Origin of the sequence: Actinoplanes sp. NPDC051346 (assembly GCF_040682215.1) — a bacterium.
GTDB lineage: Bacteria > Actinomycetota > Actinomycetes > Mycobacteriales > Micromonosporaceae > Actinoplanes.
The window spans coordinates 419,551-432,621 of record NZ_JBFBAJ010000003.1 but is presented as its reverse complement, the minus strand read 5'-3'; the positions used below and the strand labels follow the sequence as shown (position 1 = coordinate 432,621).

Sequence of the window (13,071 nt, the reverse complement as noted above, 5' to 3'; positions counted from 1 at the left end):
CGTGGATCCCTGCCATCTGCTCGTCATCGACGACAGCGACGACGACGCTTTCCTGATCGCCCGGCATCTCGTCCGTGCCGGGTTGACGGTCGAACACACCCGAGTCGACACGGCCGCGGACGTGGCCGCCGCCCTGCGCGAGCGGCCACCCGACGTGGTGATCTGCGACTACAACATGCCGGCGCTGCGGGCCGAGGACGCGCTCGACCAGATCCGCCGGCAGGACCCGGACATTCCCTTCATTCTCGTTTCCGGCGAGGTCGGCGAGGAGGTCGCGGCGGCGGTGATGCGCGCCGGCGCACAGGACTTCGTCCTCAAGAGCAAGCTGGCCCGCCTGGCACCCGCCGTGCAGCGCGAACTCCGCGAGGCCGCGGAGCGCCGGCAGCGCCGCCGGGCCGAGGCGGCGCTGCGTGACAGCGAGGAACGGTTCCGGCTGCTCGCCGAGCATGCCCAGGACATCATCTTCCGTTACCGGCTGGTTCCGGAGCCCGCCGTCGAGTATCTGAGCCCCGCGATCGCCTCGATCATCGGACGGCCGCCCGACGACTTCTACGGCGATCCGGACCTCATCTTCCGCCTCGTCGAGCCGGAGGACCGGCCGGCGCTGGAGCAGTCCTGGCGGTCGCCGCGGCCCGGCACGGTCACCGTCCGGTGGGTGGGACCGACCGGCGAGACCGTCTGGACCGAGCAGCGCGCGGTCGCGATCACCGACAACGACGGCCGGGTCGTCGCGGTGGAGGGCATTCTGCGGGACACCACCGAACAGGTGCTCGCCGAGCAGCAACGCGCCGAGCTGGAACGGCAGTTGCGCCAGGCCGAGCGCCTCGACTCCCTCGGCCAGCTCGCCGGCGGGGTCGCACACGACTTCAACAACCTGCTGGCGGTGATCTCGGGCTACGCGGCCATGCTCGCCGAGGATCTTCCGCCGGACGATCCCGTCCAGTCCGACGTCGGCGGCATCCAGCAGGCCGCGGCGCGGGGTACGGCCCTGATCCGCCAGCTACTCATCTTCAGCCGCCTGGAGCCGTCCCAGCCGGAGGTCCTCGACCTCAACGCCGTCGTGCAGGAGATGCAGAAGCTGTTCGGCCGTACGCTCGGCGAGGACATCGAGATGAGCACGATGCTGCAGCCTGGGCTGCCACCGGTGACGATGGACCGCAGCAAGCTCGAACAGGTGCTGATGAACGCCGTCGTCAACGCGCGCGCCGCGATGCCCACCGGCGGCCGGCTGACCATCGCCACCGGCGATACCGGCGACACGCAGGTCGGCGACGGGTCCGCCGTCACGCTGACCATCACCGACACCGGCTGTGGGATGTCCGCCGAGGTCGCCGCGCGCGCCTTCGAGCCGTTCTTCACCACCAAGGGGCGCGGCCAGGGCACCGGGCTGGGCCTGGCCACCGCGTACGGGGCGGTCACCGAGGCGGCCGGCACGATCGAGCTGGAGTCCCGGCCCGGCCAGGGCACCACCCTGCGGGTCTGCCTGCCCGCGACCGCCGCCCCGGCCTCCGGCGCCGACGACCACGCACCGCCACCGCCCACCGGCGACACCGGGCAGATCGTGCTGGTCGTCGAGGACGAGGACGCCGTCCGCGACATCGTCTGCCGCATCCTGACCAAGGCCGGCTACCGGATCCACCGGACCGCGACGCCGCACGAGGCCCTCAAGCTGTGCCTCGAGGATCAGGTGCAGATCGACGTCCTGCTGACCGACGTCATCATGCCCGGCATGTCGGGCACCCAGCTCGCGGCGGAACTGCGGCGCAACCGGCCGGACCTGCCCGTGCTGTTCATGTCCGGCTACACCAACGGCATCGCGCCCGGCGGGCAGGAGCTTCCGCCCGACGCCCCGCTGCTGCGCAAGCCCTTCGGCAAGGACACGTTGCTCACCGAGTTGCACCGGCTTCTGCGCCATGGCACAGGCTCGTAGCGGTCCGGCCGATCCACCCGTTTCGGCCGCGCGGGCCGCTGGGATCGGCGAGACTCGCACCATGCGTCGATTGTTGCTCCGGATCGCCAACGTGAACCCGGAGAGCGTGACCACGCACTCGGACCGGGTCCTCTACTGCTCCATCGGCGTCTTCATCGTGCTCTATTTCGGGTACGCGACGGTGGGCGGCGCGGCTTTCGTCGACGCCAGCGCCAACTACACGGATCCGTGGTTTCAGTGGCTGGTCGGCCCGCTCGTGGCGACGGGCGTGGTCGCCTACGACCGGGCGGTGGTCGGCCGGGTGGCGATCAACTTCGAGAACCTGGACTCGCCCGATCCGAACCAGCTGCTGCGCAAGCCCACCCTGGGCCTCTACTTCGGCCGGGTCTGCCTCGCCCTGCTCTTCGCGGTGATCATCACCGAGCCGCTCATGCTCGAGCGCTACAAGGGCGAGATCGACGCCCACCTCAACGACGTGCACAACGCGGAGATCAGCGAGATCGAGAAGGGCGGGGCGATCGCCGCGTACGATGCCCGGCTCGCCGAACTCAAGAAGCAGACCGTGGCCGAGAACAAGGCGGTGCAGGCGCTGAACACGCGGGCGGCCGAGAAGCGCCGCGACGCGCGTCAGCTCTACACGCAGGCGGTCGACGACTCCGAGGGCGAGGGAGCGTCGCGCAAGGCCGGCTGCCCTCCGGGAGGCTTCTGCGACACCCTGGTCAAGCGGTCGCGCGGTCTCGACGACGAGGCGGCCCAGTTGGACGCGCAGGCCGCGCGGCTTCAGGAGAGCCAGAAGGCGGCCCGGCAGTCGCGCGCCGTCGAGGAGACGGACCTGACCCAGAAGATCAGTGCGCAGCGTACGAAGAACGCCGAGGCGATCGCCGCCGACGCCGGTTTCGGCGCGCGCACCAAGGCCATGTGGTACCTGATCAGCAGCGACTTCTGGGGCATCGGCGTCTTCTATGTGGGCATCGCGCTGCTGCTCGTCGCCCTGGACTGCGCCGCCGTCGGGCTCAAGATCGTCTCGCACGGCAACGCGTACGAGCGCACCGAGGCGCGGGCGGCCCGGGGCCGGGAGCACGAGGCGGCGATCGGCTACGAGCAGGGTTTGAAGGACGCCCGCCGCTATGCCGAGGCGGCCTCCCGGGTCATGGCGGAGAGCATCGGCAAAGCCTCGCACGACGAGGAGTTGGCCGACATGGCGATGGAACGGGCCCGGGCACACCTGTACGACAGCGTGGCGGGCTTGCCGATTTCGCCGGTGTCGTCCATACCGTTGATCGACCACCACCCGGCGCCGAGCCCGCCGCACGGTCCGCCTCCCACCCTTCACGATGTGGACAGCATCAGGGCGTAGTGCAATTTGCAGGAGAGGGCTACCATTTCACTCCGACGCACCGCCAGCCCACGCTCTGTTTTCGGCGGTCGCGTCGGGTTCGAGGAGCGGCGGAGGCGGCGAGCGATCGCCGTCGCCGCCGTGGCCTAACCCTTCCTTGTCGGGACGAGTTCGATCCCCGGCGGCGTTGGTCTAGGGTCGAGGGTCGCAGTCCACGACGCGGACCGACCGCTGCGGGACCACTCGGTCCGCGGGCGTCGAGAACCGCGCGGCGTACCGGGCTCGGGTCGCCGTGGTGCCCAGCGCGAGCCGCAGCTGTTCGAACTCGTCGCTGGACAGGATGACGCTCGCCATGTCCAGCACCTGCTGCCGGGATCTGCTCCGTGGCAGAGCGACGACGACTCCCTGCGGCGTCTTCACGCGGACCGCGATCGGCAGTTCGGTCATGCAGACGCGCATGGTACCTCCCGAGATTCGCTGATTTGCCTCGTCGCGGTCGACGCGCGGCGGCGGCCACGACTACTGAACGCGTATCCGGCCCCACTCTATGAAGCATTCGGCATGATCGATGCCTGGGCCGCAGATTTCTCCCGATACGAAAACGCCGACGCGGGCGGGTGTCGGCGGATCAGGCCGATCGGTCGGCGCTCAGCAGGGACTGGATCAGGGCGAGAACGTGGCGCCGGTCGTCGGGGCTGAGCCGCGACAGCGCCGCGACGAGGACGGAGATCTCGGGATCGGTGACGGGCTCCTGCCAGGTGGTGAGCCCGGCGGCCGACGCGGCCGCGGCGCGGATGGCGTCGATGGGCACGCCGAGTCCCTCGGCCAGTCCCTCCAGGGTCGCCGGATGCGGCGGCCGGCGCAGGTGCTCGGCCGTGGCGAGGTGGTGGACGGTGGAGCGCGGGACGTCGCCGCGGCGGGCGACGTCGGCATACGACCAGCCCTGCTCCGCCATCCGGTCCCGGATGAGCTGCTGGAGAGGGTTCATCGGCATCCCGGTCGTCGTCATCGTCAGAGAAGTTCATAATTTACCGCGCAAATATATCGAACGGGGTCGACCCCTTGTCCGGCACCATCGTCGAGCGTAGCGTCCGATGTCGATGGACAACTTGTCCATCTAGGTTGGACGTTGGGAGGCACCATGTCAGCCATGACGTACGCACCCACCATGACGACGCAAGGCCAGGGTCAGATGTTCGGCGGCTGGGGCGAAACGAGCGCGTACGGTCCGCAACAGAGCGGCCAGACGATGGGCCAGCAGCCGCTGCAGCAGGCCGCGCAGCAGCAGCTCGCGCACCGCATCGCCCAGCAGCTGATCCGTCAGCAGGTCACCCAGGTACTGGCTCAGCAGCCCGGAATCACCCAGCAGCTCGAGCAGATGCAGCTCATCCAGGTGCAGACGCAGTCGCACCCGCTGGTGCAATTGCTCGCCCAGCAGCCGTTCCTGCAGCAGGTCGCGCAGCAGGTCATCCAGCAGATCACGCAGTCCGGCGTGCTGCAGCTCGCGCACCAGGTCGCCCAGCACCTCGTGCAGCAGCAGCTGTCCCAGCAGCAGGGCTGGGGACAGCAGGGCATCGGCCAGCAGTACGGCCAGCAGAGCTTCGGCCAGCAGCAGCCGCAATTCGGCCAGCAGCAGTACGGCCAGCAGCAGCCGCAGTTCGGCCAGCAGCAGCCGCAGTACGGCCAGCAGCAGTTCGGCCAGCAGCAGCCGCAGTTCGGCCAGCAGCAGAGCCCGTTCGGCCGCTAGCGGTTCCCCAGCCGGACACCGCGATCGCCTACCTGCGCCGCCGATGGCCACCGCCGTCGTGACGGGATGGCAGGCCTCCCGATCGATGCACGGCCGGCGCGTCAGCAACGGCACCTCGGCGGTGGCCGGACCGTGAGTCCGGCCGCCGCCGACGCACTCCGATCCCGCGCCGGCCCCTATCCGGGCGGCGCCACGTCAGCGGAAGGAGCACGCCATGGCCGAACAGGGCCAGGCACCCGGCACCGGCCGGCCGAAGGGACGGCCCGACAAACCTACGGATCGACCGGCCGAGCCCCGTGCCGCCACGGCCGGCGGCAACCGGCCGGGCGAAACCGGTGACACGCAGCCCGAGAACAGGCCGCGCGGCATCGGTGACGACAAGCAAGCCCGCCCCGAATCCGTGGGGCGGCGTCCCGAACGGTATCTCGTCGCACCGACCGGCTGGGCGTCGACGGGACTGCCCACCGACCCGGCCACGGCCGGGCAACAGCTCATCGAAGCGATGCAACGCAACCCCGACCTGCACGTACTGCGGGTCATCCGCAGCGCCGCGAGCGAGTCGAGCGAGGCTCCCACCCAGCGCAGCCCGTACCCGGCGGTCGCGGTAGTGGAGACCACCCACGAGCAGGCAGCGATCCTCGCGGCGCGACCCGAATTCCACGTCGACATCGACCACCCGCTCCGGCACGGTGAGCAACTGCCGGTGCCGCCCATGATCCCGGGCACCGGCACGCTGGACCAGTCGGTCACCGTGCGCTTGCGGGTACGCGACGAGCGCGACGAACCGCTGCGCGACGCGGCGGTCTACGTCTACGGCGGCCTCTACCCGGTCGTGGGCCGCACCGACGGCAACGGCGGCGTGGAGCTGGCGGTGCCGGCCGACTCCCTCGAAGCCGTACGCGGCGTCTATGTGCGCCCGCGGGCCGACTGCTGGAGCGTCATGCTGGACTCGCCGTTCCTGTCGGCGACAGAGGTGAACCCGGTGGTCTGCAGGCGGCTCGACAGCGCACCACGCGAAGTCGCCGGCGACGGCTGGGCTCGCCGCGTGATGAACTTCGACCGGATTCCCCCGACCTACCGCGGCCATGGCGTACGGATCGCCGTCATCGGCTCGGGCGTCGACGCCGGACGCCTCGGCGCCGCCGAGGGCGTCATGTCCGGCATCAACGTGGTCGGCCAGGACGAGAAGGCCTGGGACTCCGACACGATCGGCCGCTCCACCCACACCGTCGCGCTGATCACCGGCGTCGACGGCGATCAGGCCGGTGGCCTGGCCCCCGAGGCCGAGGTGCACGTCTGCCGGGCCCTGCCCGGGCGGCTCAGCGACCTGATCGAGGCGATCGACTACTGCATCGCCCAGGAGGTCGACGTCATCGACCTCGGCGTCTACGCGGACGGTGTGGCCGGGCTGGTGGCCTACAAGCTGGAGGAGGCCCGGCAGGCCGGCATCCTCTGCGTGGCGGCGGCCGGCGACACGGGCGGACCGGTCACGTTCCCCGGCACGCTCGCGCCCATCTTCACCGTGGGTGCCATCGGTCAGGTGGGCACGTACCCGCCGGAGAGCCACCACGCGGCCCAACAGGCCGGGATGCCGACCCGGGAGGGGTTCTACGTCGCCCGGTCCAGCTGCGCGGGCCCCGAGGTGGACGTGTGCGCACCCGGTGTCGCGGTGATCTCCGCCGTCGGCACTGAGGGCCGGGCGGCCCTGGACGGCACCCCGGTAGCCGCGACCCACATCGCCGCGCTGGCCGGCCTGGTCCTCGCCCACCACCCGGACTTCCGCTACGGCTTCGGCATGCGCGGCCCGGCCCGGGTGCAACGCCTGGCCGAGCTGATCAAGGCGAGCTGTCGGCCGATGCCGGGCACCGACCCGTACCGCTGTGGCGCCGGAGTCCCGGACGCGGCCGTCGCGGTCGGCCTGGTCCCGCAGTGGGCGTCGTACGGCGCTCCCCAGGCCGCGGGTGTCCCGTTCGCCCCACCCGCCCCGGCAGCCCCGGCGCAACCGCCGGCGGCGACGCTGGCGGCGGCGATCCGGGCGGCCGGATACCTGCTGCCTGACCCGGACGAGTGACAACAGGGATCACCGGGCCGCTGGGTGGACGCGAGTCCACCCAGCGGCTTTTTCCGGTCCGGAGATTTCTTTTCAGCCTTGCCGTGGTTTTGACAGCGGCTTGAGACGCGGTTGAGGAATCCCGCCGAACTATCCCTCCGACAGCGAGAGATGGCCGGTGCGCCGGTCGGTGAGAGGAACACAGGATGCAGCTCGGCGGAACGAAGATGCTGGCGGTGGCGCTGACGGTGACCGGCGGAATCGTGATCAGCTCCGGCGTCATGTGGCAGGCCTCAAGCGCGGCTTTCACGGCGAACACCGGCAACGCGGCCAACAGCTGGAACGCGGGTACGGTCACGCTCAGCGACGACGACAACGATACGGTGATGTTCTCGCCCACCAACCTGCGGCCCGGCTCGACCGGCGACAAGTGCATCAACGTCTCGTACACCGGCAGCCTCTCGGCCACGGTGAAGATGTACGGCACCGCCGTTTCCGGCGACCTTGCCCCATACGTCGACCTGGTGATCGAAGAGGGCACCGGCGGCGGCTTCGGCAGCTGCACCGGCTTCAGTGCCACGGGCACCGCCTACACCGGCACGCTGTCCAACTTCGGCAGCGCCAAGAACAACTTCAACAACGGTGTCGGCACGTTCGCCCCGGCGTCGGCCAGCAACAAGACCTACCACATCACGTACACCGTGAACGCGAGCACGCCGGACAGCGCGCAGGGCAAATCCGCCGCGGCGACCTTCAAGTGGGAAGCAGCGAGCTGATCATGACCACCATGTCCGCTCCGGCCGGGTGGGCCGGAACCCAGCCGCCGGCCGGACGCCGCCGCACCCCGTGGGGTCGGCACATCCCGCAGGGCCTGCCATCGCTGCTGCTGCGGCTCGTGGCCCTCGCCGTCCTGGCGGGCGTCGGCGCCCTCATCGCGTGGAGCTCGGTCCCGGCGATCTGGGGCTGGACCCCGGTCGCGGTGGTCAGCGAGTCGATGAGCCCGTCACTGCACCGCGGTGACGTCGCCGTCACCTCCGCACCGCCGGAGAACTGGACCCCGCTCGTCGGCCAGGTCGTGGTCATCCCCGACCCGCAACACCCGGGGCAGACCCGCATCCACCGCATCGCCGGCCTCGACGAGAACGGACTGCTGATCACGCGCGGCGACGCCAACGGCAGCGACGACAGCTTCCGTACGGCCCCCGACCAGGTCAAGGGCATTGGTCGCCTGCTGATCCCCGGGGTCGCGCTGGCGACGCTCGACCTGAAAGAGGGCGACCCGGCGATGTTCGTGGCCCAGACGGTCGCCGTGCTCGGCGCGGTCGCCCTGGCCCTGCGCCCCGCACGCCAGCCGGAGTGACCCGACGCGCCCGACTTGACGGCTCGCGGTAAGGCTTCTACGGTCGGCCCACAACTGAAGATTGCGCTGCTCGAGCCCTGGCGGGAGAGCATCCGACCCCGGTCGGGACGCCGAAGGAGCAACTCCTCCCCGAGAATCTCTCAGGCACAAGTTACCGCCAACGGCGAGGCGACTCTGGAAAGCCGGGACCAACCAGGACCCGCACCCACGGTGCAAACCGCCTCGCGGCGGTGAAGCTCTCAGGTATAGATGACAGAGCGGGGAGGGTCATCTGCGACCAGGGAGCCTTCATGGCGGTCAGCGCCTTCGACCTTTATTCGATCGGGATCGGTCCGTCGTCCTCGCACACCGTCGGCCCGATGCGGGCCGCACGGCTCTTCGCGGCGGCGCATCCCGATGCCACCCAGATCCGCGTCGAACTGTTCGGCTCGCTCACCGCGACCGGCCGCGGCCACGGCACCGACGGTGCCATCCTGCTGGGGCTGGAGGGTGAGGATCCCGCCACCATCGACCCCGACCGCGCCGGCGTGCGCGTCGAGGAGATCGGCACCGACGGCAAACTGTTGCTCAACGGCACCCGGCCGATCTCCGTGGAGTTCGTCCGGCATCGACGCAGCCTGCCCTTCCACCCGAACGCCCTGCGGTTCAGCGCCGACGGCGGCCCCGAGCAGACCTACTACTCGGTCGGCGGCGGCTTCGTGGTCGAGGAGGGCGCGGGCCCGGACCCAGACGCGACCGTGCTGCCGCATCCCTTCAGCACCGGCGACGAGCTCCTGAGGATCTGCCGCCAGGAGGGAACGTCCGTCTCGGGCGTGATGCTCGCCAACGAGCGCGCCTGGCGCACGACCGAAGAGATCCACTCCGGCCTGCTGCACATCTGGGAGGTCATGCGCGGGTGCGTCGCGCGCGGTCTGCGTACGGACGGCATCCTGCCGGGTGGCTTGCGGGTACGACGGCGCGCACCGGCGCTGCACGCTGAGCTCGCCCGGGGGTTGGACGCCGACCCGCTGCACGTGATGGATTGGGTGAACCTCTTCGCCCTCGCGGTCAACGAGGAGAACGCGGCCGGCGGCCGGGTGGTGACCGCCCCGACCAACGGCGCGGCCGGCATCGTCCCGGCGGTGCTGCACTACTACATGAAGTTCGTTCCCGGCGCCAACGACGACGGCGTGGTCCGCTTCCTGCTCACTTCCGCCGCGATCGGCATCCTCATCAAGGGCAACGCGTCCTTCTCCGGAGCCGAGGTCGGCTGCCAGGGCGAGGTCGGCTCGGCCGCGGCGATGGCGGCCGGCGCGCTGTGCGAGGTGCTCGGCGGCACCCCGGAGCAGGTGGAGAACGCGGCGGAGATCGCCCTGGAGCACAACCTCGGCCTCACCTGCGACCCGGTCGGCGGACTGGTGCAGATCCCGTGCATCGAGCGCAACGCGATCGCCAGCGTCAAGGCGATCAACGCGGCCCGGCTCGCGCTCAACGGTGACGGTGACCATCGGGTCAGCCTCGACACGGCGATCCGCACGATGCGCGACACCGGGCGCGACATGTCGAGCAAGTACAAGGAGACGTCCCGCGGCGGGCTCGCCGTCACCGTCGTCGAATGCTGAGCTGACGGACGCTCGCGGTCCGGTCTCGGCCGGCGGCCTGGTCTTGGCTCGCGGTTCGGCTCTAGGTCGGGCCGCGCACTTGGTGGTGGCGGGGGAGGCGGTGCGGTCGCTGGTCGGACGGCGGGGCCGGATAATGTGCATTCCGGACACTCGCCGACGTGGGAGCGGAAACCGGTGAAGGTAAAGCTGAACAAGCGCCAGCTCGCCATCGGCGTCGCGGTGGTCGCGGTGGTCCTTGTCGGCCTCGTGATCAGCCGGTCCGCCCAGGAGGCGGGTCCGGGCCGCCTCGACGACGCCGCCGACCGGGCCTGCACCACGTTCGCCGAGGGTTTTGACGACGCCGCCACCAGGACGGCCCGCCTCTCGCTCGCCGACGAGGTCAACAAGTGGTCGACCGGCAGTGAGAACGAGCGGATCGCGGACCGTGCCGTGGCGATGGGCCGCAGCGCGAACGAGAGCGATGCCGAGTGGAAGTCCGGCGCGACCGCCCTCACCCAGGCATGCCGCGACGCCGGTTGGGACGCCTCGCCGCGCTGACCACATGCCCGGCTTCCTCGGCGGGTCTCTCCGCGGTGTCCGTCAGGGGCGGCGGGACTCGCCGGTGACGCGGACGGGGACGGTGAAGACCGCGCCCAGGCAGGTCGGGTCCGCGTCGGCCGCCATTCGTAGGCCGCCGGGCACGGTGAAGACCGCCACGTCGTTGCGGGCGACCTCCCACCGCACCGCCAGCTCCGGCCGCGCGAAGGTGACGCCGTGCCGGTCGCAGCCGTTCTCGCGGTGCTCGTCGTCGGCGATGACGTTTCCGGTGCCGGCCGCGACCGAGGTGACGCGGATGGCGAAGTCGTTGTCGTTCGAGACCGTGACGGTCAGGTCGCCGGTGCCACCCGGTGTCAGCGGAACGTCGAGGCTGGAGCGTCCCCGCAGTCCCATCTCCACATAAGCGCCCGCCCCGGCCGAGGCGCTTCCCGAGCCCGTGATCTTCCAGTACGCCCACATGGCGCTGGCATTGACGATGGCGGCCGCCACCGCGGCGGCCACGAGGATGCCCCGGGTTCGCTGGTCGAGTCCTCGCCGGCGGGGCGGCGGCAGGGTGACGGGGTCGTCGAGATCAGGCTCGCTGGCGGGCGGGGGTCCGGTGGAGGCCCGCGCCCGGACGTTCCCGGGTCTCTCGCTGCTCAGCACGGCCCGCCTCACGATTCCGCACCGGCCTCAGCGGCGGTGCTCGCGGTGCGGGGCGTCGCGGTAGGGGCGAGCCGTCTGCGGAACGTACGCATACGGGGCTTCCTTCTGCGGGGTTGCGGGTGGTTCAGCCGGTTACCGCGCCGGCATGTCGAGATGCGGCGTGGTGACACCACAGTGCCCGATGCACACGCATGCCGAGATCGGCGTTCCGTCTCGCGTTGCCGGCGCATGACTCAGTCAGGACGGCCGGTACGGGCTAATTCCTCCGGGGGAGCGGAGACCACGCGGTGATCTTCGCGAGGCCCGCCGGTGCCCCCGAGCCACGGCGGTTGACCTGCGGTTACATCACGATTAACAGTAAGAACTCGAGCACGCAAACCCGAGCATCTGTGACGAATGTGGCTCATCTCGCGCGGGAGCCGGCGATCGTGGCCGCATACCTGAATGGTCGTCTCCGGAGCGTCGTTGCGCAACGGCGCGCGGTGCACAGCGGACTGTCCCGAGCGGTGGTTCGCCCGTGCCGTTCGGCCTAATCCGCAACGGTGTCCCTCCGCTCCGTGCGGGATCTTTCCGCTCAGCGCAGCGTCCCTCCGGACAGTGCAAGATCCCTCTGCTCAGCGCAGGGGGCCTTCTGCTCAGCGTTCTGCTCAGCGCAGGGGCTCAGCGTTCTGCTCAGCGCAGGGGCTCAGCGTTCTGCTCAGCGCAGGGGCCTTCTGCTCAGCGCAGGATTCGTCAGCTCAGCGCAGGATCGGTTTGCTCGGGGCGGAATCTCTCTACTCAGGGCAGGTCCTCTTTGCTCCGGGCAGGATCCTTCGCTCAGCGCAGGCCGAAGCGCCGTCGGCGGCGCCCGCCCGAACTGGGTTCCGGCTCGGCCTGGATGCGCCGGCGGGCGTGGCCGACGAGATGGTGCCGCTCCTTCGCCGCGATGCCTCGGCCGCCCTCTGCCGGGTTCTGCTGCCGCCTGCGGATGGCCAGGTCGAACATGGAGTGCGAGGCCTGGTCGTAACCGGTGCGGTAGGCCTCGTCCCGGTCCAGTCCCTGCTTGTACCACTGGTGAATGCGTCCACCCGCGTACCCGCTGGCGACGACGAAGGCGAGCGCGAACAGCGCTTGGATGATGCTGTTGCCGGGCACTGTCATGACTCTGATCCCTTCTGTGGTCAGACCCGGTGGTGAAGGAGGCGGGCGGACTCGCGGCGTTCGGCGTGGCCGTCGGCGGCGGTGCGCTCCGGCAGCTGGTGCAGAGCAACGACGGCGCGGACCTGGGCGGGGGCCGGGTTCGGCGCGGTGGGGAACGGGGCTGCCGAGGGCGCGGCTGTGGAGAGCGGGCCTGAGGAGAGCGAGGCCGAGGAGAACGGTCCTGAGGAGGGCGGGGCGGAGAGCGGGGCTGCAGAGAGCGGGGCTGCAGAGAGCGGGGCTGTAGAGACCGGGGCCGTGGAGAACTGGGCTGTAGAGAACTGGGCCGTGCGTGGCGGGGCTGTAGAGAACTGGGCCGTGCGGGGTGGGGCCGTGCGGGGCGGGGCCGTGAGGTGTCCGCCCGCGCCGGGCGCGGTTCCGACCGGGTGGTTGCGGACGGCGAGCTGGAAGAGCGTGTGCGACGCCTGGTTGTAGCCCTCCCGGTAGGCCACGTCGCGGTCGAAGCCGTGCCGGTACCACTGATGCACCCGCCCGGCCACGTACGCGGTGAAGATGACCATGGCGACGGAGAGGACGAGCTGGAGTGCGACAGAACCGGCTGGTGTCATGTTTCAAATATTATTAGTTGCTGTAGGGAAAGTAAGCCGGCTGTAACGGCATACCGGACATACTCCCGGACGCCGCGAATTGACTGTTTGTTCATGGTGTTTCGGCGTGACACGACGGCG

The 13,071-nt window shown here is 70.4% G+C and carries 13 protein-coding genes and 1 riboswitch; of the genes, 7 read left to right on the top strand and 6 right to left on the bottom strand.

The features are described 5' to 3' along the window. Position 1 precedes the first annotated feature (1 nt). Both AB0M36_RS10240 and AB0M36_RS10235 read left to right on the top strand, forming a co-directional pair. Positions 2-1,930, top strand: a complete 1,929-nt coding sequence (locus AB0M36_RS10240; RefSeq protein WP_364155069.1) for a response regulator — start codon at positions 2-4, stop codon at positions 1,928-1,930. A 61-nt stretch (positions 1,931-1,991) separates the two neighbouring features. Next, positions 1,992-3,287 (top strand): DUF4407 domain-containing protein, encoded by a 1,296-nt coding sequence (locus AB0M36_RS10235; RefSeq protein WP_364155067.1) that lies wholly within the window; start codon positions 1,992-1,994, stop codon positions 3,285-3,287. Between the two features lie 171 nt (positions 3,288-3,458). Here AB0M36_RS10235 and AB0M36_RS10230 read toward each other — a convergent pair whose 3' ends face one another. The 3 genes from AB0M36_RS10230 to AB0M36_RS10220 form a co-directional block, all read right to left on the bottom strand. Then, the gene (locus AB0M36_RS10230; RefSeq protein WP_364155066.1) at positions 3,459-3,713 is read right to left on the bottom strand and encodes a hypothetical protein; all 255 of its coding nucleotides are present in this window, start codon (positions 3,711-3,713) and stop codon (positions 3,459-3,461) included. A gap of 181 nt (positions 3,714-3,894) precedes the next feature. Continuing rightward, the gene (locus tag AB0M36_RS10225) at positions 3,895-4,275 is read right to left on the bottom strand and encodes a helix-turn-helix transcriptional regulator (protein ID WP_364155064.1); all 381 of its coding nucleotides are present in this window, start codon (positions 4,273-4,275) and stop codon (positions 3,895-3,897) included. A 135-nt stretch (positions 4,276-4,410) separates the two neighbouring features. Continuing rightward, positions 4,411-5,121, bottom strand: coding sequence for a hypothetical protein (locus AB0M36_RS10220; RefSeq protein WP_364155062.1), 711 nt, complete (start codon positions 5,119-5,121; stop codon positions 4,411-4,413). Between the two features lie 106 nt (positions 5,122-5,227). On the opposite strand from AB0M36_RS10220, the gene AB0M36_RS10215 reads away from it, so the two are divergent. From AB0M36_RS10215 to AB0M36_RS10195, 5 genes are all read left to right on the top strand, one after another. Further along, complete coding sequence (locus AB0M36_RS10215) at positions 5,228-7,084, top strand: S8 family serine peptidase (RefSeq protein WP_364155061.1); 1,857 nt, start codon at positions 5,228-5,230, stop codon at positions 7,082-7,084. Positions 7,085-7,269: 185 nt separating this feature from the next. Further along, positions 7,270-7,839 carry a hypothetical protein gene (locus AB0M36_RS10210; RefSeq protein WP_364155059.1) on the top strand — a complete coding sequence of 190 codons (570 nt, stop codon included), beginning with the start codon at positions 7,270-7,272 and terminating at the stop codon, positions 7,837-7,839. 2 nt (positions 7,840-7,841) lie between these two features. Then, positions 7,842-8,423: a S26 family signal peptidase gene (locus tag AB0M36_RS10205; RefSeq protein ID WP_364155058.1), complete on the top strand. Its 582-nt coding sequence runs from the start codon at positions 7,842-7,844 to the stop codon at positions 8,421-8,423. A gap of 164 nt (positions 8,424-8,587) precedes the next feature. Next, a riboswitch (glycine riboswitch) is annotated at positions 8,588-8,689 on the top strand. Between the two features lie 24 nt (positions 8,690-8,713). Continuing rightward, positions 8,714-10,024 (top strand): L-serine ammonia-lyase, encoded by a 1,311-nt coding sequence (locus AB0M36_RS10200; protein WP_364155056.1) that lies wholly within the window; start codon positions 8,714-8,716, stop codon positions 10,022-10,024. A 174-nt stretch (positions 10,025-10,198) separates the two neighbouring features. Next, a complete protein-coding gene (locus tag AB0M36_RS10195) occupies positions 10,199-10,561 on the top strand; it encodes a hypothetical protein (RefSeq protein ID WP_364155054.1) in 363 nt (120 codons plus the stop codon). A gap of 42 nt (positions 10,562-10,603) precedes the next feature. Here the strand turns inward: AB0M36_RS10195 and AB0M36_RS10190 are convergent, their stop codons facing one another. From AB0M36_RS10190 to AB0M36_RS10180, 3 genes are all read right to left on the bottom strand, one after another. Next, entirely contained in the window at positions 10,604-11,206 is a 603-nt protein-coding gene (locus AB0M36_RS10190; protein WP_364155052.1) for a hypothetical protein, read from the bottom strand. Positions 11,207-12,022: 816 nt separating this feature from the next. Beyond that, positions 12,023-12,346 (bottom strand): hypothetical protein, encoded by a 324-nt coding sequence (locus AB0M36_RS10185; protein WP_364155051.1) that lies wholly within the window; start codon positions 12,344-12,346, stop codon positions 12,023-12,025. Positions 12,347-12,366: 20 nt separating this feature from the next. Further along, the gene (locus tag AB0M36_RS10180; RefSeq protein ID WP_364155050.1) at positions 12,367-12,951 is read right to left on the bottom strand and encodes a hypothetical protein; all 585 of its coding nucleotides are present in this window, start codon (positions 12,949-12,951) and stop codon (positions 12,367-12,369) included. Between the last annotated feature and the right edge of the window lie 120 nt (positions 12,952-13,071).

What these genes read in the sequence shown, in the direction of transcription:
- AB0M36_RS10215 (WP_364155061.1), top strand. Translation starts at nt 5,228, where the DNA reads ATGGCCGAACAGGGCCAGGCACCCGGCACCGGCCGGCCGAAGGGACGG.
- AB0M36_RS10210 (WP_364155059.1), top strand. Translation starts at nt 7,270, where the DNA reads ATGCAGCTCGGCGGAACGAAGATGCTGGCGGTGGCGCTGACGGTGACC.
- AB0M36_RS10230 (WP_364155066.1), bottom strand. Translation starts at nt 3,713, where the DNA reads ATGACCGAACTGCCGATCGCGGTCCGCGTGAAGACGCCGCAGGGAGTC.
- AB0M36_RS10180 (WP_364155050.1), bottom strand. Translation starts at nt 12,951, where the DNA reads ATGACACCAGCCGGTTCTGTCGCACTCCAGCTCGTCCTCTCCGTCGCC.
- AB0M36_RS10205 (WP_364155058.1), top strand. Translation starts at nt 7,842, where the DNA reads ATGACCACCATGTCCGCTCCGGCCGGGTGGGCCGGAACCCAGCCGCCG.
- AB0M36_RS10235 (WP_364155067.1), top strand. Translation starts at nt 1,992, where the DNA reads ATGCGTCGATTGTTGCTCCGGATCGCCAACGTGAACCCGGAGAGCGTG.
- AB0M36_RS10225 (WP_364155064.1), bottom strand. Translation starts at nt 4,275, where the DNA reads ATGACGACGACCGGGATGCCGATGAACCCTCTCCAGCAGCTCATCCGG.
- AB0M36_RS10185 (WP_364155051.1), bottom strand. Translation starts at nt 12,346, where the DNA reads ATGACAGTGCCCGGCAACAGCATCATCCAAGCGCTGTTCGCGCTCGCC.
- AB0M36_RS10200 (WP_364155056.1), top strand. Translation starts at nt 8,714, where the DNA reads ATGGCGGTCAGCGCCTTCGACCTTTATTCGATCGGGATCGGTCCGTCG.